Origin of the sequence: Corynebacterium sputi DSM 45148 (assembly GCF_000427865.1) — a bacterium.
Taxonomy (GTDB): domain Bacteria; phylum Actinomycetota; class Actinomycetes; order Mycobacteriales; family Mycobacteriaceae; genus Corynebacterium; species Corynebacterium sputi.
Genome location: NZ_ATYV01000016.1, coordinates 16,038 through 36,571 on the forward strand (window position 1 = coordinate 16,038; position 20,534 = coordinate 36,571).

Sequence of the window (20,534 nt, forward strand, 5' to 3'; positions counted from 1 at the left end):
CGCAGCTGGGGAAGGCTGCGGGGCATTTTTGAGCTTGCAGACCGGGGACTCAGGACCACTTCGATCCGGGGGACGCCCACTGCGCCAGTGCCGGGAGAAGATCCGCAACGTCCTCGACGACGATGAGGGATTCCACTGAACGCGCGCGGATGAACTCCGCTTCGACCAAGGACTGCAACAAGTCGATCAATGGCTGCCAGAACCCGTCTGGACCGACCAGCGCAACCGGCTTCTCGTGGAGACCAATGTGTTGCTGGGTCCACACCTCGAAGAGCTCCTCTAGGGTGCCTGCGCCTCCTGGGAGAGCGACGAAAGCGTCGCCAAGCTCATACATCCTTTGCTTGCGCTCGGCCATTGTCCCGACCCGCTCGAAATGTGTCAGCCCCCGATGCCCAATCTCCCGGTCTATGAGCAGGCCAGGCATCACACCGGTGACTCGACCGCCGGTGGACAGCGCAGAGTCCGCCACGGCGCCCATGAGCCCAACTGCGGCGCCACCGTAAACCACCTCGATCCGTTCCCGGCCGAGAATCTCCCCGAGCTGGTTAGCGGTGCGGCGCCAGAGCGGATCTGCTCCGTCGCCTGAACCTGCGAAGACTGTCGCCGACCCAATGGTCCGCACTGGTGCCGGGTCGAATGTTGACGGAGATGTCTGGCTCCGAGCCGCTTCCGCCCGGAGCATCGGCAGCGTGTGGTTGACCAGCATGGGGGCAAGAGTGCCGGCCGGAACCATCGGGTCGACCCAACGCAGTTCCTCGATCTCTGCGGCTGGAGACGGGTCTGGGGTCTGCCCGCGCCAGCGGAAATGGTGGCCGGTGACCTGAGCTCCTGGTTCATTAGCGGCAGCGTCGGTGACGGTCCCGTATTCCTCGAGCAGTGCCGGGTCCAAGTAGAGCCCCAGCTCCTCGGATAACTCGCGGGTGACAGTCTCGACGGGTGTTTCGTCCGTGTCCGGCTTTCCGCCGGGCAGCATGAATGCGTCGGTGCCTCGTTTGCGGACTGTCAGGACCCGTCCGTCGTCACGTGTGATGACGCAGGCCGCCACGATGATCGTCTCTGCTGGAACGTTTTCGGACCTAGACTCACTCATGCGAAAAGCATAACGCCGCCCCAGGGAATCCCAGGGGCGGCGTTATAAGCAATTGATCAGGGGTTAGTTCTCCCCTTCGGTGCCTTCTTCGAGCTCATCACCGCTGTCGCTCTTGACGGTGTTGCTCATCGCGCCGTCATTGTCGACGAGCATTTTGCCGGGCGACCATAGGCCGGAGCGGGTCATCTGTTCGACGTCGATGGCGGCCTTGTCCGGCAGCGCACCATCACGGTTCGGGCGAAGTGACAGCTGCTCCACCGAGCCCCAGTCACGGCCCCAGTCGTTCAGCTGGTACGTCGACAGGGTCTGCTGGCGGTTGACTGCGTTGGTCAGGCCTAAGAGTCCACCGCCGCCGCCAGACTGCCAGTTGTCCTGAATTAGCTTCAGTGGGCGGTCCGGCATAATTCGGTACTCGGGGTTCTCCGCGACGCCGCCCCAGTGATCGAACGGACGCTGGCACGGGAACTGGAATGCTGCAGCCCAGTCGACCATAGTCGGGATTTCCGGTGTGACAACGTCGTTGAGCGGCTCCATAATTGGCGCACGTGGCGGCGTCACTGCGATCCACTCACCACGGGTGAGGTTCGTGTCCTCGACCTGCAGGCGAACTGCAGTTGCTTCCTCCGGAACCTGGTCCATCGGCAGGCGCAAGTTACGCCAAGCCGGCTGCGGGCCGATGTCCATCGGCTCGGCAGTGCCGAGGGTCTCCCACTCGCCGTTGACCTCACGGCCGAACTCGAACAGGAGGTCCTGCCCGGACTGCTGCACACCGTTGTAGTCGTGGTGCGCGATGCGGCCACCGGCGGTGACAACCAGGAGCGGCTGCTCGTCGGAACGCTCCGGCAGCTCGTACCATTCGGTCTCCAGGGACGCCGGGACCTGCACGTCCTCAGAGAAGGTACCGAGGACCGGAACGACATCTCGGGACAGTCCGAACGGAAGGTTCGCGCGCGAACCGTTGATTCCGCCGATGCCACTGAATCCACCGTCGGTACCGGCGGCGTCACCGGTGGCCCAGTTGCCATCTAGCTCGCTGGTATCAGAGTTACTGGTGCCGTCGTCGACCCATTCTGCGTCAGCAGTCATGTCGCTCGGTAGACCGTTGGGGGAGAATCCAATGCCGTTGTCGCCCGGGTTTAGGGAATCCCCAAGGGATCCGTTGACCGGGGAGAGGAAGTCACGGTTGGAGTCTTGCTCCACCAAGATGTCGTCAGCAAGGTTGCAGCTATTGCCGGTCAGCGCACGCATGTTGCCCTGCGCGATGGTGTAGGCCGGCCACTGGCCCTGGATGCCCTTGAGCATCGACAGGACAGAGAAGGCCACCATCAGGAAGGTCACTACCGCGATCGGAGACGCGGACAAAGTGCCCAGGCGCATTCGCTTTGCGACGGTCGACGGTTCCGGTTGTCCCTTGTACTCGTCGACAAAGCCGAAGATGACACCGGCGGCCAGCACCAGCATCGCCAGCAGCAAGATCACAGAGTTGGCTTCGTGCCCGCTTAGCTGCACGGTCTTGTCGTACCAGGGGACACCGTAGGCGCCGACGTACCACCAGCCATTAATGCCGGTGAAGGTGTACGCGAGGATCAGCAACATCACACCAGAGAACAACACCCGGTTACGACGGGAGTTAACGCACCAGTGGCTGATCGCGACGGCGGCCAACGCAGCGAGGGCTGCGGCAATACCGGCGTACACGCCGAAGTGGTGGGTCCACTTCGTCGGCGTGAATGTCATGAAGAACATGGTGCCGACGAACATGAACACCAGGCGCGTCGTCGGCGCAGCCAGGGCACCCGGCACGGTGCGGTGACGCAGCAGCGCAACGATCGTAATGACCAGGCAGAGGACTGCCATCATCACGCCGAAGCGTCGAGTCATGGATCCATCGACAGACTGCAGGATCAGCCAGTACCAGCGGATCGGCTCCTCGTACCAGGCCTGGTTCGGGCCAATGGCACCTCGGACACGGGTGGCCTCAAGGACCGTCGCCAGTGTCTGCTGCGAGAACACGCCGATGAGGATCGCGGTGCCTGCGGCGAGGAACGGCGCAATCTGCATGACCGGTGCCTTCCATCCGCCACCGAGAGCCTTGTGCCGCTCGACGACGATACGGATCAGCGCCGGCAGTCCACCGAGGATGGCTGCGAGCGCCATGAGGCCGGTCGGGCCGGAGCCCAACGCCAGGGTCGCGATGATGACACCGATCGCGGCAGGGAACAGTCGTCGGGTGTAAATCGAACGCTCGATGAACACCCAAGCAAGCAGCGCCATGCAGGCAATGACCGGCTCCGGACGAAGACCGTTGTTGTACGGCAGCCAGAAAGAGAGGAAAACGCCGGCGGCAGACCAGTACGCGACTCGTCGGGACGAGATCCCCTTGCCCAGACGCGGAATGATCAGTCTGGACAACGTGAACCACACGACAATGCCGGCAATCAGTGCCGGCAGGCGCATCCACATCGAGGCAGTAGACACCTGAACCATCAGCGCCAGGAGGTCGTAGAACGGCCAACCAAATGGCGATTCTGACACTCCGAGCCAGCGATAGTAGTTCGCCATGTACCCGGAGCCTTCGGACACGCGGGCCATGGTGAAGATGTAGCCGTCATCGGAGGTGTTCGCGCCGATGACATGCCAGATCAGCAGGGTGCTGACGACGATGTAATCGAGCAGTCGTGGACGCCAGGCGTTGCGCGGCAGCCACCTTGGCAGACTTCCGCCATTGACCAGGTCGATCCGGCGCAGGGCCCACAGCGAGGCGATCATCAGGATCAGCCCGACGACCATGAACGCGGCCTTGATAAAGGTCGGGCTCGCGGTGAATCGAGAGTCGATCTCGACGTGGACGTTCAGCCCGTCTGAGACTGCGGCGGCAGAACTCTCGTCTGCTGGAAGATCCGTGTAGATACCGACGACCTGTGGACGGCTGTCACCGGTCAGCCCGCCACGAAGTGGCTCGCCCTCGTCGTTGGTGGCGCCTTCCACCTCCGCCCAGGTGTTCTCAGCATCGGAGTAGATCCGCAGATTGCTGCCGATGTTCTCACTCAGCTGCTCCTCATTGAGGGATAGCAGCACCCGGTTCCGGACGATGACGTCGAAGGAATCCTCGGTGATGCGAACTTGCATCCCGTCATTCGTCGCGTTGTCAGTGCGTGGAGGAAGGGTGCCGAAGAGAACATCACTCTCGTCGAGCTCGTCCACCAACGACAACGGGATGGAGGCATCGAGATTAGACGGTGCCTGCGAGATGAGAGGCGCATACACCGAGTTCAGGGTGTCGTTCTGCGGCCACGTCAGGGACGTCTGTTCCTGTTTGACGGGCAGGAACGGCAGCGCGACGAACATGACGAATCCGACGATGCCCGCGATGATCGCGGTCCAGTTCACCAGCGGCGAAGGAGTCGGTCCATCCATGGCGGGGCGCTCGACGGAATCAACCTGAACCGTCTCTGACGCGACGACCGAGCTCTCGATTTCCGTCGGCGGAAGTGAGGTGTCACGCGTGGGGGCACCGGCTCCTGCTACGTCATCTTCAGAGTCGCCTGAGCCGCGGCGGCCATTCGGATCTGGGTTTTCAGCAATCACGAATCGTGATCTTACGTGACAGGCAGGTTAAAGCCCTAGACAAATGAAGTACTTCACCCGCATATACAAATAAGTCGATTCACCCGGAAGCTACTTGGCCGCGATCCTTGTCCGTAGACCCCGGCTCACTTGCGGATCAGCACAACGAATGGGCCGACCTGTTCGGTGTCCCAGTACTCGTCTGAGAACACATCCATGTCAAAGGCGACGCCCCGGAACAGCACGTTCGGGTTGTTCGGGTAGATGTCATCGGCCAGGTCGATCGTGAGGGTCGGCTTATCCAGGTCACCGCGCAGAACCATCGCGTCCGGTCCAGCCCACGGAGTGTCGTCGATCGCCTGGATCAGCTCCTCCGGGTCAGTGATTGCGGTCCACTCTTCGATGGCTTGGTTCCGCTTATCGAACTCACCCAGCGGGTTCGCGTAATGGCTCGTCAGGGCCTGGAATGAGTACCAGGGGAAGAATGCCTGGAAGTTTCGCTCATCGGTGAGGACCACGTTTTCGCTGTGGACCAGCCCAGCGTCGGTGAGAAGTTCGTCAATCTCGCCGTAATACGAACCGGCATCAGGGGAGAAGTGGTCTGCGCGCTCTCCGTATCCATCCGTGTCGGTGTGCGCGAGGTCGATCGGGTGGTGCAGTCGGTTCGGAATCGCCTGCGCGTAGGCGATTCCGGCAATGAGGACCAGGACACCAAGTGCTGCGCTGATCTTCACGGCGATATCGCCTCGGACCATGTGCGGCCACAGTCGAGGTACCCCGTTCAGGCGCATATCGGCGATGCCGAACACACCAGCGGTGGCCAGTGCCATCGTGATCGGAGCGGCGAGGCGGAAGCCCAGGAGGGTCTGGCCGCCGAGGGTCGCGATCATTGAGGCGATCGTCCAGCCGTACATCACTAGCACCCCCATGCCGAGCGCACGAGTATCCGGGTCCACGGCGCGGACCACGAGCCAGATGACACCGATCAGGCACAGGACACCAATGATCGATCCGGAGAGCATCGGCAGCGGCACGCTCGCACCATTGGCGGGCAGGTAATGCGTCGCGGTGGCACCGGAAGCAGGCTCACCGGTCAGTCGAGCCAGGATGTACGGAGCCCAAACGATCGCGGCAATCACCATCGAGCCGACTCCGATAATCACAAGTCGGATCACCGGCACGAGGGACTTGATCAGCACTGCCATCAGCAGCGCCAGCACGATGACGATCAGCGCGCCGACACCGGTGTGCAGCGTGTAGAACGTCGCGGAGACACCCAAGAACACCGTCGTGCCGATCATCGCGGAGCGCGCGCCACTGAGTGCTCGGCGGGCCATAACAGTCATGGCCGGAAGTCCCATCGCCACGACGGCCGCGTACGGCTCGTCAGCGGTGGTGCTCAGTGCAATTGCGGTGGTGACCAGGGCGATCGCGGTGGCTACGGGAAGAGATCCGCAGAGGCGCTGCCACACTGGAACGAGGATCGAACCGGCTACGGCGAGGGTGACCAGCGACCACGGCTGGAACGCTTCCCAGCCAGGCATACCCAGGAAGTTGGAGAACCGACCACCGAGCCAGAACCAGCCAGCGGGATAGTAGGACGCCACGTCCATGTACGCCATGTCGTGCAGTCCCGGCTCAGCGGTCAGCCGCGACAGGTACTCGGTACGGAACTCCTGGTCGACACTGATGCCGTCCAGGTACAGCCGAGTGGAGCCAAGCGGCAGAGCAAGGGTCGTTGCGACCAGAGCCGCCGGGGACAGATACGCCGCGGCGTAGGAGATCATTCGCAAGGGGCGGGGGCTGGAGCTGCCTCGGTACGCCCACCAACCCATCAGAACGGTGACAACGACCAGCATCCCGACGGTCCCCGCCGTCGACAATGCCCTCGTCATCATCGAGCCGCCAAATGCCGGCAGCGACATCCGCGACAGCACGAACCAGACCACCATCATCAGGGCAGCGCTACCGAAGGCAGCCGCGGCGACACCAATGACGGCGTTTCGCAGCCGCATCTGATCGTCGGCGAAGACCTCGCCCACCGGGTCGTCGAATCCGAGCTTTCGCATGGCCGTGGCCGCGGCTCCAGTGTCGACGGGTGTGTCCCCTGCATGCTCCCGCGGGTCTGCGGTATCGACGTCGGACGTGGCCGCGGCGGCGCCGGTAGTGTCTGCCGGCGTTTCGGGGGCCGTGCCTGAGTCGTCAGAAGGGGTGTTGCTCATGAAAGTAAGCATTGCATATGAGCCGTTGCTTACAGTGTTAGCGCCTGCTCAGGTCGCTCACGGTTCGGTTCTCGTAGGAGCAGCAGCGCCGGAATTACAAGCAGTGCAGCCGAACCCCAGAAAATTGCCAGGGTGGGGAAGTCCTGCCATGCGACGATGAGTCCGGCCGTCACACCGCTGCCTGCACCGGCCAGAGCAATCAGCACATCGATGGAGCCCTGCACCTTCGGGCGAGTAGCCGGATCAGTCGCATCGATCACCATCGTCGTTCCAGCAATCAGTCCGAAGTTCCAGCCAAGTCCCAGCAGCATGAGCCCCACTGTGATCCCGACCAGGGCTTCCGCCGGCGACAGCGCCGCAACCAGTCCTGCCGCCAGCAGCGTCACGCCCGCAGCGATGGCCATCCAGACGCGACCAATCTTGTCCACGAGTCGCCCGGTCACCAGCGACGGCAGGTACATCGCTCCTACGTGCAGGCCAATCACCAGGCCCACCGCCTCCAGCCCGTGCCCGTGGCCGCGCATGTGAATCGGCGTCATTGTCATCACCGCGACCATCGTCACCTGTGTCAACACCATCACCACCGCGCCGACCCAGGCTCCGGTGCGGACGCTGGGGGCGTCGTTAAGCACAAGATCTTGCTTCCCGACGTCCTGTCCCACAAGAAACGGATCCGGCCTCAGGAAAATAATGAACACCAGCCCGGCAGAGAGATATGCCACCGCCGCGAGCAAGAAGGGGCCGGTCAGCGCCGGAAGCCCAAAGCCCTCGGCGAGGCCACCGAGCGGACCGACCAGGTTCGGCCCGGCAACGGCTCCGAGAGTGGTCGACACCAACGCGATGCTGACTGCCTGGCCGCGCTGATGAGGCTGTGCCAGATCGGTTCCGGCGTACCTGGCCTGCAGATTCGTCGCGGTGCCGGCGCCGTAGATGAAGAGCGAGATGAACAACAGCGGCACCAGATTCGCGGTGGCTGCGACGATGACACCAATTGCACCGATACCGCCGGCGACGAACCCGTAGCCCAAGCCGACTCTGCGCCCACGACGCTGAGTCACACGTCCCACCAAGAATGCGGTCAGGGCTGAGCCCAGGGTGAACAGCGCCGTCGGCACACCGGCCAGGTTCGCCGACCCGAGCAGATCCTGCGCCAGCAGGGCACCGACAGTGATGCCAGCGGCGAGTCCCGCTCCGCCGAGTACCTGGCTGAACACTACGACGCGTAGCGTGCGCTTCTGAATCGCAGCGAGCACCTCCGGGCTGTACACCGCAGTGTCAGTGGAGGAGGTGGTCTGTTCGGTCACTGGGTGGGTCCTTTGTCTTGATCGGTCTCGATGCCCTGTCTTCGTAGCTCAAACACCCTTCGAACGCTGCACAACACAGATGGTTCTGCAACGTTCGAAGGGTGGTCCGGCTACGCGGAGAGGTCGGTCTCCGTCAGGTGTTTAGATCGGCAGGTACTTGAAGATCGGGCGCGGGATGTTCTTCAAGATCAGCATGACAAAGCGGAAGGCCGGCGGCGCCCACACCAGGGTCTTGCCGGCATCGACGGACTTCACAGCCAGCTGCGCCACGTCCTCCTTGTTCACCGTCAGCGGCGCATCCTTCACACCAGCGGACATGCGGGTACGCACCTGTCCCGGGCGAATGACCAGAACCTTGACGCCATCCTTCTCCAGTGCCTCACCGAGGTTGAGGTAGAAACCGTCCAGGCCAGCCTTGGTGGAGCCGTAGACGAAGTTGGAGCGACGGACGCGCTCGCCGGCGACGGTGCTCATCACGATGAACTGGCCGTGGCCCTGCGCGCGGAATTTCTCGCCGACCAGCACACCGACGGACACAGCGCCGGTGTAGTTGATGTTGGCGATCTGGACGGCCTTCTTCTGGTTCTGCCACAGTTCCTCGGCATCGCCGAGCAGACCGAAAGCAACGATGCAGATGTCGATGTCGCCAGCGGCGAAAGCCTCATCGATGACAGCCGGATGGGACTCAAAGTCACCGGCGTCGAAGTTGAGGGTGCGAACCTCAGAGGCGCCGGCAGCCTGGAGCTTCTCGGTCGCCGCATCCAGGGTCGGGTCATTGGGCAGAGCCGCGAGGGTGACACGGGCGGGGCCGCGCTTGAGGTACTCCTCGGTGATGGCCAGGCCGATTTCGCTGGTTCCGCCCAGGACGAGGATCGACTGGGGCGCGCCGACTGCGTTGATCATGAAATGGTGCTCCTTGTAGTCCGGTGATTTCCGGTGGATCTAGAGGGATCAGGGATAGATGGCGGGAACTAGCTCAGTTCCAGACGGCGGCTCATGTCCGACTCGAAGACACCCGTCGGGTCGATCTCGCGGCGGGTCTGCAGCCAGCCGTCGATTCCCGGGTACATCTCATGGAACATGCCCGCGGAGGTGCGGGACTCCTTGGCTAGGTACAGGCGTCCACCGAATTCGTTGACGCGCTGGTCCAGGTCGTCCAGGAACTTGCCCAGGTCCGGCTTGATCGGGAAGTCGACGCAGACATTCCAGCCCTTCATCGGGTAGGACAGCGGCGCTCGGTTACCTTCACCGAACAGCTTGAACACGTTCAATGCGGAGTAATGACCGGAGCTCTGGATGTCCCGGATGATCTGCTTGAATGCGTCGACAGCCTCGGTGGGAACCACGAACTGGTACTGCAGGAAGCCCTTGGAACCGTAGCCGCGGTTCCACTCTCCGATGAGGTCGAGCGGCTGATAGAACTGCGTGAGGTTCTGGACCTGGTTCTTGTAGGTACCGGACTTCAGCCACCAGAGTTCACCGATCGCGACCATAGACAGCTTGTTCATGGTGAAGGACGGGAAGATATCCGGAACGGTTACCAGCTGAGGTGCGTTGAACTTCAGCGGGTCCTTCGCCAGCTTCGGGGAGAGCTCCTGGAGCTGCTCCAAGGTCGCCAGAGATCCTCGGGAGATCGCGGCACGGCCGAGTTTCGGCTCCGGGGAGATCGCGTCGAACCAGGCGGAGGAGTACGTGAAGTTGTGCTCGGAACCATCGGAGTGGAACTCGACGGTCTCGTCGAGGTTCTGCGTCAGGTCACCGTCCGCGATGAAGTAGGCAGTCTCCGTCTTGGTCATGCGGATGCGGGCACGCAGGATGATGCCGGTTAATCCCATGCCGCCGACGGTGGCCCAGAAGAGAGTGCCCTTCGGATCGTCGTCGGTGCCTTCTGGCTCCAAGTGCAGCACGCGGCCGTCAGCCACGAGCAGTTCCATGGAGACCACGTGATTGCCGAACGAGCCGGCGGAGTGGTGGTTCTTGCCGTGGATGTCCGGTCCGATGGCGCCACCGATAGTGACCTGGCGGGTGCCCGGCAGTACCGGAACCCACAGGCCGTAGGGCAGCGCGGCCTTCATCAACTGGTCGAGAGTCACGCCGCCGTCGACATCCACGATCGCGTTATCCGGATCGATCGTGTGGATGCGGTTGAGTGCCTGCATGTCCACGACGAGTCCGCCGGAGTTCTGTGCAGGATCGCCGTAGGAACGGCCCATGCCGCGGGCGATCACGCCGCGGCGCAGGTGGGCAGGCTTGCCGTCGTTCTGCTCGGCGACTGCGCGGACGGCGTCTGCGATGACGGAGACGTCCGGCGTCGACAGCACCTCAGCGGTGCTGGGGGCGGTGCGGCCCCAACCGGTCAGGGACTTCGCTTCTGTGTGAAAGGCTCCGGTGGCACCGTTCGAAGCTCCGGTGCTGGACGTGCCCGTGTTGGTCGACATCAGGCATGAGGCTACCTCTGTTTTCTGAGGGTTTCCGTAGGACAGCGCGGAAAACCACCGTGACCTTGCTCCTAGCCGGAGTGCCCCCGCACCTCCGGTTCCCCCCGCTCGAGGCCCTCTTCGAGGTCCAGGATCTCGCGCAGCTCCTGAGGCATCTCTTCTTGGCTGGTGATAGTCGGGCCGTCGTAGTTGCGCAGGATCTCGTAGACCCGCGCCCGGCTGGAGGAGTCCAAAAGAGGCATCTCCTGGGAGACCATCAGCGTCATGGGACCGGACATGGGGGTCTCTGTGCGCTCAGCGGCGATGTGGACGTCTTTGTTGTCGTCCTTTTTCCTGCGGAAGATTCCGAACATGGTGGCAGGGTAGCCTCTGGATTCATGGGTGAGGTAGCTGAAGGTTCTGTCCAGACCGTCGCGGTTGTCGATGCGGTCGGTTCCGAGATCGTCGTATGGCATGTGCAGTTGGCGCCGTCGAGTTCTGGGGACCGGATGTCCGGGGCGTGGCTTGTCGACGCAGACGCCGTCGACGCGGCCGATACCGTTCGGAATATCACCGCTGGCTGCGCGGTCCTACAGGTGAGCGACGAACTCCCGCAGGTAGTGCTCGACGCCGTCGGTCCGCATCGCGTGGATGTTCCGGCAACCGTTGCGGGCGTCCGTGACGAAGTATCGGTTCTTAAGGCACGCGCGGAAGAAGAAAAGTCCCAGCCGGGCAAAGCCTCGCTGACAATGCCGAGGTTTCCTGCGGTGTCGGAGGTTGAGGCTGTGGAGTTTCCGCACGTCGGGAAGCAAGCTGCCGCAGGCGCACTTGCCTGGGCCCGAGGAATTGAGGAGCTCACTGAGACGTGGGCCGAAATTGATTCCCAGCGTCGGCGGCGCCGCTACCTGCAGGGCTCGGCCGGTGCTCAGCCTCAGCCGCTGCCGATAGTGCTGAAAAACGCGCGAACCCCGACTCACTCATCTCTGAGTGAACCGGGGTTCGGCGGATTCAGGAGTAATTAGTCCCGATCGGTGAGGTTGTTGAACTTCTCGGCCGCCTTGTCCTTGACGTCCTCGAACTTCTCCTTGGCATCGGACTTCAGCTTGTCGGCCTTACCCTCTGCCTGGAGCTGCTCGTTGTCAGTGGCCTCGCCGAAGGTCTCCTTGGCTTCGCCGCCAGCCTTCTCTGCTGCGTTCTTCATCTTGTCATCGAGTCCCATAGTCGATCCTTTCTGTCGTCCGAAACTTGTGAGCGCGAGTGTACGCATCTGCGCGCATACGGGTCAGGAGCACTACGGGACAGGGGGAGTGCCAGCTTTACCCGAATGTGACGTTGGCGGCGAAAGGATCGTTTCGTCTTTACGATTGGGGCCATGCCGACTGATACCGACAACGTTGTGGCGTTCCCGGGGATCAGGGTGGCGCATGAGCCCGCCACCCTGATCATCGGTGCTGCGCTCTCGATGGAACCGGTCTCGGTCACCCGCACCTTCGGGGTCAATGACTCCCTGACCATGCATGAGCTTGGCGACGCTCTCTGTCGCCTGTTCGGCTGGTCCACGCGGGACGCGGCGCCGCAAAGGTTCCTGGTGGACGGGACTGTGGTCCCGCCGGACTGGCGCGTAGGGGAGGTGCTCACCGAGCCGAAAGATTGCCTGACCTGGACCTGGGGGCTGTGGGAACACAACCTCGAGGTCCGCGAAGCTTTCGCTCGAGACGAGGCGACCCCGGACGTGCTGTGCATCGGCGGATCCGGGTCCGTCGACGGTGCGGACGCGCTGGGTGGCACTGGAGAAGTAGACATCGCCGCGATCAACGCCGACCTGACCGGTGAAGACACGATGGCGAGGACCCTCTCTGGGGCCCATGAGGAGGTCAGTGAACTGATTGAGCGCTGTGGTGCAGTGGAGTTTGTTCCGCTGCTGCAGGCACTGGACCTGCGCCGAGAGACATGCGTTGGGCCCACCGAGTCCGCCTTCATGCGGTCCCTGCCGAGAGAATCGGCGGAGGACAATGCGGCAGGCCGGGACGCCGCGTGGGTGACACTTCTGTGCGCCGCGGCGCTCGTGGACGACGATGTGCGACACGACATCGCCACGCACACCATGGACCGCCTGATGTGGTGCCGCGAAGACGGGTTCCCCCTAAGTGGGGAGGACATCGACGAACTGTGCGCCGATACCTTGGGTGCGTTGCAGGACGTCGGGGCACTGGGCGACAACCCGCAGCCAACGGACATTCGTCTGGATCTGCTGCGCGAGTCTTTGCGACGCTGATCTTTCACCGCAGTTCAGGGGTATAGTTCAGCCCGTGAATGAACCTTCGAACAGGCTGAACGGCTCCGCTGCCGCAGCCGGAGACGACGTAGACCACGTCGAGATCACCACCGGATTGGATCTGAGGACCCAGATCCTTCGGTTTGTGATGTCTGGTGTGCTCGCGGCAGTTGTGGACTTCGGTCTGACGTGGATCCTCCTCAATCTGGTTGACCTGACGTCCTTCTGGGCGAAGACCTTCGGTTGGGTTGCCGGCACCATTACCGCGTACATGATTAACCGCCGGTGGACGTTCCAAGCGGAGGCATCGGTGCGCAGACTCGTCGCCGTCGCGGTGCTGTACATCATCACGTTTGTCGCTCAGGTGGGCATCTTCGAAGTCCTCCTGCCGGTGTTGTACGACTTGGATTGGCCCGCTTCAGTGGCCCAGTTTGGCGCCTTCGTCGTCGCGCAAGGTGTTGCCACTGTCATCAACTTCATCGTCCAGCGGGCGATCATCTTCCGGGTGAAGTAGCGAGGCCACAATGAGCACCGACGTGGTCTTGAGCAACCAATTGAGCCTGACGACGCTTCACAGCTGGGTCCTCCTCGGAGCTGTGACTCTGGTTATTTTTGTTCCCGGTCTAGTGGTGGCTGTGGCATCTGTGATGTCTGGACCTGAACGCAAGGCCGACCGACTCAGCAGGCCCGGCCCGGCGTTTGTCGTTGTTGCGCTTGCGGCGGCTCCGGCAGTTACGTTCGGTGGAGCCAGCCTCCTCACCGGGCTCTTCGACGATCGCGGTGTCCGCTGGAACGGAACCTCATTCACATGGGGTTTCATCGGGCTGACGGTCGTATCGGTGCTTCTCAGCGGTCTGCTGTGGATCATCGCAGGGACCGTCAACTCGCGGCTGCGTGGGCGAGCCGACGCCGGAGATCCTGGAAGTTTCCCTGACGGGGCCGTCGCTGTCCGGCGCCGCTGGCGGATTCCGGTTGGTACGGCGACAGTGCTCGGAGTCGGGGCGGTTGCGGTTCTGTCGGCTGGATCAATCATGCGTGCGGTTGGCGGTTTGGATTCAACGGTCCCCACCTTTGACGCGCTGTTTCACTCCACGGCAATGCGCTGGATCGCGGAGAACGGTCAGGCCTGCGCGACGTGCCTGGCTGAGGTCAACGAACCGGAGAACCCGAATCCGTACTATCCGTCGGCCTATCACGCTGTCGGAGCCATTGGCGTCCTACTCACCGGATGGCAGCTCCCGGGTGCCTACGTGGCGCTGATTGTGCTCACCGCACCGGTATTCGTCCTCGGCTCTGTTGCCATGGCTTCGGAATTCGGAGCGCGCAATGTCGCCTTGTTTGTCGCCGCCATCGTTGCGGTGATTCTGCCGTTCTTCCCAACGGAACTGGTTTCCTATGGGCAACTTGCCCCATTCGGCATGGCGGTGGCCGCTCTACCGGGCGTCATAGCGGCGGTTGCCGCTGCTTTACGACGTCCTTCTCCAGGCGCCGTCCCCGTCGTCGCACTGGGAATTCTCGGCATCGTGTCGCTGCATCCGTCCGTCGGAATCATCGTGATCGCGGTGGCACTGCTGCAAGGCCTGGGAGCTGTCGCTGGCAATGCCATCGCTTGGTGCCGGCGCCGTCGTGGCGTCGATGTGGAGCGGCCCGGATCCGTTATCTGGGTTGTCCTCGCTGCAGCTCTGGCCGGAGCGCTGACTCTCACGACGGTCCAAACTGGGATCGCAGGTGACCTCAGCACCTTCAGCTGGCCCGCGGTCGACACCATCGAGGGTTCGGTGAATGTTCTAGCGTTCTTGGCGGGCAGCCCGGACGCGGTTCGGATCCTCGTATTGATTCTTGCTGCGGTAGGTCTGGTCGGCATCATCATGTGGCGTTCGGGATTCCGGCGCGCACTGCCGACTGTCCTCGTCGGAGCAGTCGCGATCTGGTTGGCCATTTTGTGCCGAGGCTCGGACTCGCAGTGGACGCAGGAGCTGACCTACCTCTGGTGGAATGATTGGAGGCGACTAGCTGCAATCGGCGTGATCGCCTGGGTGGCGGCGGCTGCGGTCGGGGCACAGGCGTTGATGCGCTTGGTGGCCGCTATCGTGAAAAATCGGGCGGGTCGGACCCAGTGGATTGTGCCGATGCTGCTCTCTGTTGTTCTGGTTGTCTGGTCGACGACGGTGGCGGTGACGACGGAGGCGTCGAGAAGCGAAGTCGCTTCCATCGGTTGGGTAGAAGATGACCGTTTAGTTACCGACGCCGAACTTGAGGCATATGCGTGGCTCGCGGACCATTACCGGGGTGGAACGGTCCTCAATGATGCCAGTGACGGTTCCCCGTGGCTGTATTCCTTGTACGGGATCCCCGTAGTTTTCAACGTTCCGCTGGGGCGAAACGCTGAGGTAAAGCACGGCGCAGAACGGGTGCTGCTCAACCAATTTGCCCATGATGCGGGGGTGCCCGGTGCGGTCTACCGCGAGGATGCCGAGACGGCTATCGAAGACTTGGATGTGAGGTGGGTGATGTACGGGCCCACTCGCGTATTCCACCGGGATGCAACTGCCGGCGGATTCTTCAAGCTGGATGAAAGCCCAGCCTTCCGACTCGTGTATGAGAATGACGGCGTGATGATCTACCAGGTGGATCGTCGTTTGCTAGCTTCACAGTCATGACTGACACAGACGGCGCCACAGGTCCGATGACTCTGGTGCAACGGACCTTGTTCGCCGGACCCACCGAGTGGGTGAACCCGGATCTCTACGGCAAGGTACTTCGAGGCTCGGCGGTTCAGCGACGCGGTTCCGTGACCATCGCCGCTGAATCCACGTTCACCTCAGACACGTATTTCGGCCGATTTCCGGCGTCATACTGGCAGCGGTGGACCCGCGTCCGGGCGGTGACACTGAGCTGTGAGCTGCAACTGGCAGGCGAGCCGGTGGAGGTTCTGGTCAGGGCTTCAGATATCGGAGCGCACGTCTGTACCCTCGGATCGACGATCGTGACAGAGTCCGGCACCGCGTCAATTGAAGTTCCGCTGACGACCTTCCTCGACGGCGGATCTATGTGGACGGAGTTCCGTACCTCTGCGGCAGAGGTGAAGGTTTCAGCGGTCCGGTGGACGGTTGCTGACAGCGCGCAGGACAGGAAGCTGTCAATTGCGGTGTGTTCCTTCAACCGGCCTGTTGACTGTGCCACTACCGTCGAGACGATCGCGGCAGATGATGAGGTGGCTTCTGCAATCCACCGACTGTATGTCACTGATCAGGGTGACCAGCCAGTTGCTGAGCAGGAAGGTTTCCAGCGAGCCAGCGAGGCCCTCGGAGAAACCTTGGTACTGATCCGGCAGGCCAATTTGGGCGGGGCCGGTGGTTTCACCCGCGGGATCGTGGAGGCAACCGAACAGGGCACAGATGGCGTGGACGTTTTGCTGATGGACGACGATGTCCGAGTCGAACCTGAAACTGTGCTCCGTCTGGCGGGAATGGCGAAGTTCACCACCGAGCCGACGATTCTCGGGGCTCAGATGCTTTATCTCTTCAACCCGGATTACCTGCTTGCCTCTGCAGAGGGAGCAAACCTGCAGTCGTTGAAGAGGGGATTGCCGACGGACAAGTACACCGTTCATAACTTCGACTTGGTTACCGGACCGCTCCCAGAGCGACGTGCGGACACCGAATACAACGGTTGGTGGTCGTGCTTGATCCCCGGGGAGGTCGTGGAACGAATCGGCCTTCCGCTGCCGGTGTTTTTCCAATGGGACGACGTGGAGTACAGCCTGCGAGGCAGGGACTACGGGATTCCCACCGTGACACTTCCTGGTGCGGCAGTCTGGCACGCCGAGTTTTATTGGAAGGACGTGGACGGATTCGGTCACTACTTCGCGATGCGCAATGGGCTCATTACTGCGGCGGTGCGGGGCCAGTTCGACGCGAAGGGAGTGGCGAAGCAAATGTCTCGTCAGATCGCGCGGTCTATTGCCGCGATGCAATACGGACTGGCGCATACTCACTTGAAGGCGGTGGAAGACTTCCTAGAGGGGCCGGGCCTCCTGCAGGACGGCGGTACCTCCGCATTGGGACAGGTCAACGCGGAGCGGAAGCAGTACTCCGAGACCATTCCCTTGGATCCGTCCGAAACCCCTGACGTGATCCCCGTGGCACGTGCGGGATTCCCCCCGGCACCGAACCGCAGGGACCTAGTCCTGGCCAAACGAACTGCGAAGCAACTTGCCGGAAAGGTTGCACCGGGCCCAGTTGTTGTCCCGTTCGAGGATTCTCAGTGGTGGAATGTCTCGTTGTACGGGGAAGCTTTCGTCACCGACGCTTCTCAATCCGCTGTGCGACACCGCACCCGAGATGCGGAGAAAGCTAAAGATCTGCTCACCAAGTTGGCGAAAGTGTCCAAGCGACTGTTGTCGGATGGACCTGAAGTGGCGATGAGTTACGAGGCCGCCGTTCCAGAACTGGTGGACCGAGACAACTGGCGCAGGCTCTTCGCCGGGGAGTGACCCCGGCGAAGGCGCGGCGGCAGTGTGTAGTTAGGCCACCAGCGGGATGACACCGACGGCGATTCCCACCGCAAGCATCACCAGGGAGACCACCAAGGCCGGCCACAGCACCTTCCGGTGGTGATCGCCGAGCGGGACGCTGGCGAGGGAGACCAGCAGCAGGATCGCCGGCACCAGCGGGCTCGGGACTGCTGCACGCGCCGGGTCAGTCCGCTGGGGCGTCGCGGTCCGCGACTGAACAGCTGCTTCTCGACGCCCTCGGCGACGGCGAACTCGCCGCCGCAGACGCCGCTGAACGTGCAGGTGTCTCCCGGGCGACTGCGCAACGCCGACTGGCGGCGATGGCCTCAGAAGGTGCCGTTCACGTTCGCCTGCGCTATGGCAGGTCAGGCCGCCCGGAGCACCTGTATTCGCGGCGTCGGGGCGGCCTCAGTCCGGACTAGGCTTAGCCGGAGTACGGCTCGAACTTTTCCTCGCGACCCTGCTTATGCAGGGAGAGCCAGTTGCGGAATCCCTTGATATCACGCTTCTGCACCAGGAAGAACCACCCGAAGCGGGCGTACTCCTGTGGCAGCAGCTTCCGCATGCCCGGCTGGTTCATCAGGTAACCGCGGTTGCGGTAGGTGAAGTACCGCTTGGCCTCGTTGTCCGGGTACTGCGTGTGCATACGGCCACCGAGGATCGGTCGGAACTCCTCCGTGCCAGAGGGATGCAAGTATGCGGTGGTCAGGCACGTGCCGAACGGGACGCCGGTGCGCTGGAGACGACGGTGGAACTCCACCTCATCGCCCCGGATGAACAGCCGGTAGTCCGGAACACCGGTCCGCTGGAGGGTGCTTGCGGAGAGAAGGGCCCCGTTGAAGAGGGAGGCGATGCCGGGGAGGAGGTCGTCGGGAAGCGAATCTTTGTCGTTTGCCTTCGGATCGGTGAGCTCCGACCGGTAGCGACGCCACTCCAGACCACGGCGGAGGGGGAAAGCGAGCCGGTCCGGCTCGTCGATGTCACAGACGACGGGGGAGACCGCCTCCAGACCATGGCGGTCAGCGCACTCCAGGAGTGTGGCGAGGACTTCCGGGCCCTCGGGGCGACCATCATCGTCCGCGCACCAGACCCAGTCCGCACCGAGCGTCAGCGCCGTGAGCATGCCAAGCGCGAACCCGCCGGCACCGCCGAGGTTGGTCTTCGAGCCGAGGTAGATCGTCTGGATCGCGCCGGAATTCCGGGACTCCACGGCGTCGCGCACTGCTGGGTCATCGGCGTTGTCGACCACGATGATCCACTGCGGTGCATGACTCTGCCCAACCAGGATGTCCAAGGAACCGACCAGGGACTCCAGGCGGTTGTGCGTGACGACGACCGCCGCCACAGACACGTTCTCGCTCATCGGTTCTTCTCCTCGAGGATGCGGCGCACGTGATTCGCCGCGTCAGGGCCTTCGTACTGCTCGACGATATCGTCGACGGCCCCGGCCGACCGGATTTCGCCGTGGTCAACCCATAGCGCCGTGTCGCAGAGCTGCGCCAAGAAGTCATTGGAATGCGAGGCGAAAACCAGGATTCCGGAGCGCTCCACCAGCTCCTCCAGGCGATTTCGAGCCTTGGCGAGGAATGCAGCGTCGACGGCGCCGATACCTTCGTCGAGCAGCAGGATCTCCGGCTCGATGGAGGTGACCACGCCCAGCGCCAGGCGGATGCGCATGCCGGTGGAATAGGTGCGAAGGGGCATCTGGAGGTAGTCGCCGAGTTCGGTGAACTCCGCGATGTCATCGAGCTTCGCCTTCATCTGCTTGCGGGACTGACCGAGGAACAGGCCACGGATGATGATGTTCTCCAGGCCCGAGATCTCCGGATCCATGCCCACGCCCAAGTCGAAGACTGGCGCGACACGACCGCGAATGTCAGAGGAGCCGCGGGTCGGTTCGTAAATGCCCGCCAGCAACCGCAAGAGGGTTGACTTGCCGGCGCCATTGTGACCGACCAAACCGACGCGATCGCCGGTCTGCAGGTGGAGGTTGACGTTCTTCAGCGCCTCGACGACGACGACGTTAGATTCGTTGCGGCCGATGGCACCACCGGCAGCGCCGAGGAAGGCCTTTTTCATCGATCGGGACTTTGCGTCGAAGATAGGGAAGTCGACGCAAGCGTTATAGGTGTCAATGCTGACCATGGTGTTTCCTGTGATTCCTTAGCTTGTGCGCTCGTGACCTGGTTAGACCCAGTAGCTCACGCGGGAGCGCCACTGACGCATCGCGACGAGGGCGAGGATGAGTCCACCGGCGGTGCAGCCTAGGACAATCCACCAGTGGTACGCGGCGACATGTTGCCCGGTCAGGGGGCCGCGGATGATCTCCAGGTAGTGATACAGGGGGTTGATCTCGGCGATGCGGGCGCGATCGGCCACAGCGCCACCTTGCTCGTACAGCGTTCGGGTCGACCACACGATGGGGGTCATGTAGAAGACCAGCTGAATGAGGCTCTCCAGCAGCGGGGCGACATCGCGGTAGCGGGTTGCCAGGATGCCGAAGAACATGGTCACCCACACGCCGTTGATCACGATGATCAAAAGTGCCGGGATGGACATCCAGAAGTTCCAGCCCAGGTCAGGGCGGAAAACGACCACGAGAATCGCCCAGATCACCATGTTGTGCGCCAAGAAGAGCAGCTGGCGCCACACCAGTCTGTACACGTGCACTGACAACGCAGAAGGCAGTTGCTTGATCAGTCCCTCGTTGTCGATGAAGACCTGGGAGCCTTCACGGACACACCCGGAGATGAAATTCCAGATGATAAGGCCGACAGTCACGTGCGGGAGAAAGTAGGCTAAGTCGAGCTGGAACAGCATCGAATAAAGCAAGCCCAGGGCCAACGCCATCGCACCGGTGGCGATGGTGATCCACAACGGACCGAGCGTCGACCGGCGGTACCGCTGTTTGATGTCCTGCAGTCCGAGTTCGAGCCACAGTTCACGCTGCTGGAAACCGCGGGAGAGATCCCTCCACGCGGCCTTGAAAGTACGCGAGTCTGATGTAGGTGCCGAGCCCTCTGGTTCGACTGCCATCATCCGGGCAGTCACGCCGTTGGCGGGCTGCGGTGTCGGTTCGTTCTCTGATTCCACGGACCCCAACCTACCCGCCGCGCGCTGGTGGCTTCCCCAACAACCCGGGG

The 20,534-nt window shown here is 62.6% G+C and carries 16 protein-coding genes and 2 pseudogenes; 6 read left to right on the forward strand and 12 right to left on the reverse strand.

Features of this window, described 5'->3' with window-relative positions; translation table 11 throughout:
* Nucleotides 1-49 precede the first annotated feature (49 nt).
* The 7 genes from YWU_RS17605 to YWU_RS16135 all read right to left on the reverse strand — a co-directional run bounded on the left by YWU_RS17605 (nt 50) and on the right by YWU_RS16135 (nt 10,974).
* Nucleotides 50-1,090, reverse strand: a complete 1,041-nt coding sequence (locus YWU_RS17605) for a TIGR00730 family Rossman fold protein (protein ID WP_051260222.1) — start codon at nt 1,088-1,090, stop codon at nt 50-52.
* Nucleotides 1,091-1,153: 63 nt separating this feature from the next.
* On the reverse strand, nt 1,154-4,678 hold the full coding sequence (locus YWU_RS16120) for an arabinosyltransferase domain-containing protein (RefSeq protein WP_240484104.1): 3,525 nt from the start codon (nt 4,676-4,678) through the stop codon (nt 1,154-1,156).
* Between the two features lie 125 nt (nt 4,679-4,803).
* The gene (locus YWU_RS16125; RefSeq protein WP_240484105.1) at nt 4,804-6,879 is read right to left on the reverse strand and encodes a galactan 5-O-arabinofuranosyltransferase; all 2,076 of its coding nucleotides are present in this window, start codon (nt 6,877-6,879) and stop codon (nt 4,804-4,806) included.
* A 29-nt stretch (nt 6,880-6,908) separates the two neighbouring features.
* Nucleotides 6,909-8,183, reverse strand: a complete 1,275-nt coding sequence (locus YWU_RS16130) for an MFS transporter (RefSeq protein WP_156892784.1) — start codon at nt 8,181-8,183, stop codon at nt 6,909-6,911.
* A gap of 141 nt (nt 8,184-8,324) precedes the next feature.
* On the reverse strand, nt 8,325-9,086 hold the full coding sequence (locus tag YWU_RS0109270; protein ID WP_027020257.1) for a decaprenylphospho-beta-D-erythro-pentofuranosid-2-ulose 2-reductase: 762 nt from the start codon (nt 9,084-9,086) through the stop codon (nt 8,325-8,327).
* A 68-nt stretch (nt 9,087-9,154) separates the two neighbouring features.
* Nucleotides 9,155-10,621, reverse strand: coding sequence for a decaprenylphosphoryl-beta-D-ribose oxidase (locus tag YWU_RS0109275; RefSeq protein WP_027020258.1), 1,467 nt, complete (start codon nt 10,619-10,621; stop codon nt 9,155-9,157).
* 71 nt (nt 10,622-10,692) lie between these two features.
* The gene (locus tag YWU_RS16135; RefSeq protein WP_051260223.1) at nt 10,693-10,974 is read right to left on the reverse strand and encodes a hypothetical protein; all 282 of its coding nucleotides are present in this window, start codon (nt 10,972-10,974) and stop codon (nt 10,693-10,695) included.
* Between the two features lie 24 nt (nt 10,975-10,998).
* On the opposite strand from YWU_RS16135, the gene YWU_RS16140 reads away from it, so the two are divergent.
* Complete coding sequence (locus YWU_RS16140; RefSeq protein WP_051260224.1) at nt 10,999-11,622, forward strand: hypothetical protein; 624 nt, start codon at nt 10,999-11,001, stop codon at nt 11,620-11,622.
* Here the strand turns inward: YWU_RS16140 and YWU_RS0109290 are convergent.
* Nucleotides 11,619-11,819, reverse strand: a complete 201-nt coding sequence (locus YWU_RS0109290; protein WP_027020259.1) for a CsbD family protein — start codon at nt 11,817-11,819, stop codon at nt 11,619-11,621. The genes YWU_RS16140 and YWU_RS0109290 overlap by 4 nt on opposite strands.
* Before the next feature lie 153 nt (nt 11,820-11,972).
* Between YWU_RS0109290 and YWU_RS0109295 the strand changes: the two genes are divergently transcribed.
* The 4 genes from YWU_RS0109295 to YWU_RS16145 are packed head-to-tail and all read left to right on the forward strand — an operon-like array spanning nt 11,973 to nt 17,370.
* Nucleotides 11,973-12,875 (forward strand): plasmid pRiA4b ORF-3 family protein, encoded by a 903-nt coding sequence (locus tag YWU_RS0109295; RefSeq protein WP_027020260.1) that lies wholly within the window; start codon nt 11,973-11,975, stop codon nt 12,873-12,875.
* A 34-nt stretch (nt 12,876-12,909) separates the two neighbouring features.
* Entirely contained in the window at nt 12,910-13,389 is a 480-nt protein-coding gene (locus YWU_RS0109300) for a GtrA family protein (RefSeq protein WP_240484106.1), read from the forward strand.
* A gap of 10 nt (nt 13,390-13,399) precedes the next feature.
* Entirely contained in the window at nt 13,400-15,535 is a 2,136-nt protein-coding gene (locus YWU_RS0109305) for a DUF6541 family protein (protein WP_156892785.1), read from the forward strand.
* Nucleotides 15,532-17,370, forward strand: coding sequence for a glycosyltransferase (locus YWU_RS16145; protein ID WP_051260225.1), 1,839 nt, complete (start codon nt 15,532-15,534; stop codon nt 17,368-17,370). The genes YWU_RS0109305 and YWU_RS16145 overlap by 4 nt, the downstream gene beginning before the upstream one ends.
* Nucleotides 17,371-17,400: 30 nt before the next feature.
* Here the strand turns inward: YWU_RS16145 and YWU_RS18190 are convergent.
* A pseudogene (locus tag YWU_RS18190) lies at nt 17,401-17,553 on the reverse strand (citrate:proton symporter); the annotation flags it as partial.
* A 35-nt stretch (nt 17,554-17,588) separates the two neighbouring features.
* Here YWU_RS18190 and YWU_RS18625 point away from each other — a divergent pair.
* A pseudogene (locus YWU_RS18625) lies at nt 17,589-17,813 on the forward strand (helix-turn-helix domain-containing protein); the annotation flags it as partial.
* Nucleotides 17,814-17,815: 2 nt separating this feature from the next.
* Here YWU_RS18625 and glfT1 read toward each other — a convergent pair.
* From glfT1 to wzm, 3 genes are read right to left on the reverse strand one after another with little or no spacing between them, the layout of a single operon-like run.
* A complete protein-coding gene (gene glfT1, locus YWU_RS0109320) occupies nt 17,816-18,754 on the reverse strand; it encodes a galactofuranosyltransferase GlfT1 (RefSeq protein WP_027020263.1) in 939 nt (312 codons plus the stop codon).
* On the reverse strand, nt 18,751-19,536 hold the full coding sequence (wzt, locus tag YWU_RS0109325) for a galactan export ABC transporter ATP-binding subunit Wzt/RfbE (protein ID WP_027020264.1): 786 nt from the start codon (nt 19,534-19,536) through the stop codon (nt 18,751-18,753). Before wzt ends, glfT1 begins: the two co-directional genes overlap by 4 nt.
* Nucleotides 19,537-19,578: 42 nt before the next feature.
* The gene (wzm, locus tag YWU_RS0109330; protein WP_051260235.1) at nt 19,579-20,430 is read right to left on the reverse strand and encodes a galactan export ABC transporter permease subunit Wzm/RfbD; all 852 of its coding nucleotides are present in this window, start codon (nt 20,428-20,430) and stop codon (nt 19,579-19,581) included.
* Nucleotides 20,431-20,534 lie beyond the last annotated feature (104 nt).

Coding starts and splice junctions, on each gene's coding strand:
- YWU_RS17605 (WP_051260222.1), bottom strand. CDS start 1,090: ATGAGTGAGTCTAGGTCCGAAAACGTTCCAGCAGAGACGATCATCGTG.
- YWU_RS16125 (WP_240484105.1), bottom strand. CDS start 6,879: ATGAGCAACACCCCTTCTGACGACTCAGGCACGGCCCCCGAAACGCCG.
- YWU_RS0109270 (WP_027020257.1), bottom strand. CDS start 9,086: ATGATCAACGCAGTCGGCGCGCCCCAGTCGATCCTCGTCCTGGGCGGA.
- YWU_RS0109275 (WP_027020258.1), bottom strand. CDS start 10,621: ATGTCGACCAACACGGGCACGTCCAGCACCGGAGCTTCGAACGGTGCC.
- YWU_RS16135 (WP_051260223.1), bottom strand. CDS start 10,974: ATGTTCGGAATCTTCCGCAGGAAAAAGGACGACAACAAAGACGTCCAC.
- YWU_RS16140 (WP_051260224.1), top strand. CDS start 10,999: ATGGGTGAGGTAGCTGAAGGTTCTGTCCAGACCGTCGCGGTTGTCGAT.
- YWU_RS0109290 (WP_027020259.1), bottom strand. CDS start 11,819: ATGGGACTCGATGACAAGATGAAGAACGCAGCAGAGAAGGCTGGCGGC.
- YWU_RS0109295 (WP_027020260.1), top strand. CDS start 11,973: ATGCCGACTGATACCGACAACGTTGTGGCGTTCCCGGGGATCAGGGTG.
- YWU_RS0109305 (WP_156892785.1), top strand. CDS start 13,400: ATGAGCACCGACGTGGTCTTGAGCAACCAATTGAGCCTGACGACGCTT.
- YWU_RS16145 (WP_051260225.1), top strand. CDS start 15,532: ATGACTGACACAGACGGCGCCACAGGTCCGATGACTCTGGTGCAACGG.
- glfT1 (WP_027020263.1), bottom strand. CDS start 18,754: ATGAGCGAGAACGTGTCTGTGGCGGCGGTCGTCGTCACGCACAACCGC.
- wzt (WP_027020264.1), bottom strand. CDS start 19,536: ATGGTCAGCATTGACACCTATAACGCTTGCGTCGACTTCCCTATCTTC.
- wzm (WP_051260235.1), bottom strand. CDS start 20,430: ATGATGGCAGTCGAACCAGAGGGCTCGGCACCTACATCAGACTCGCGT.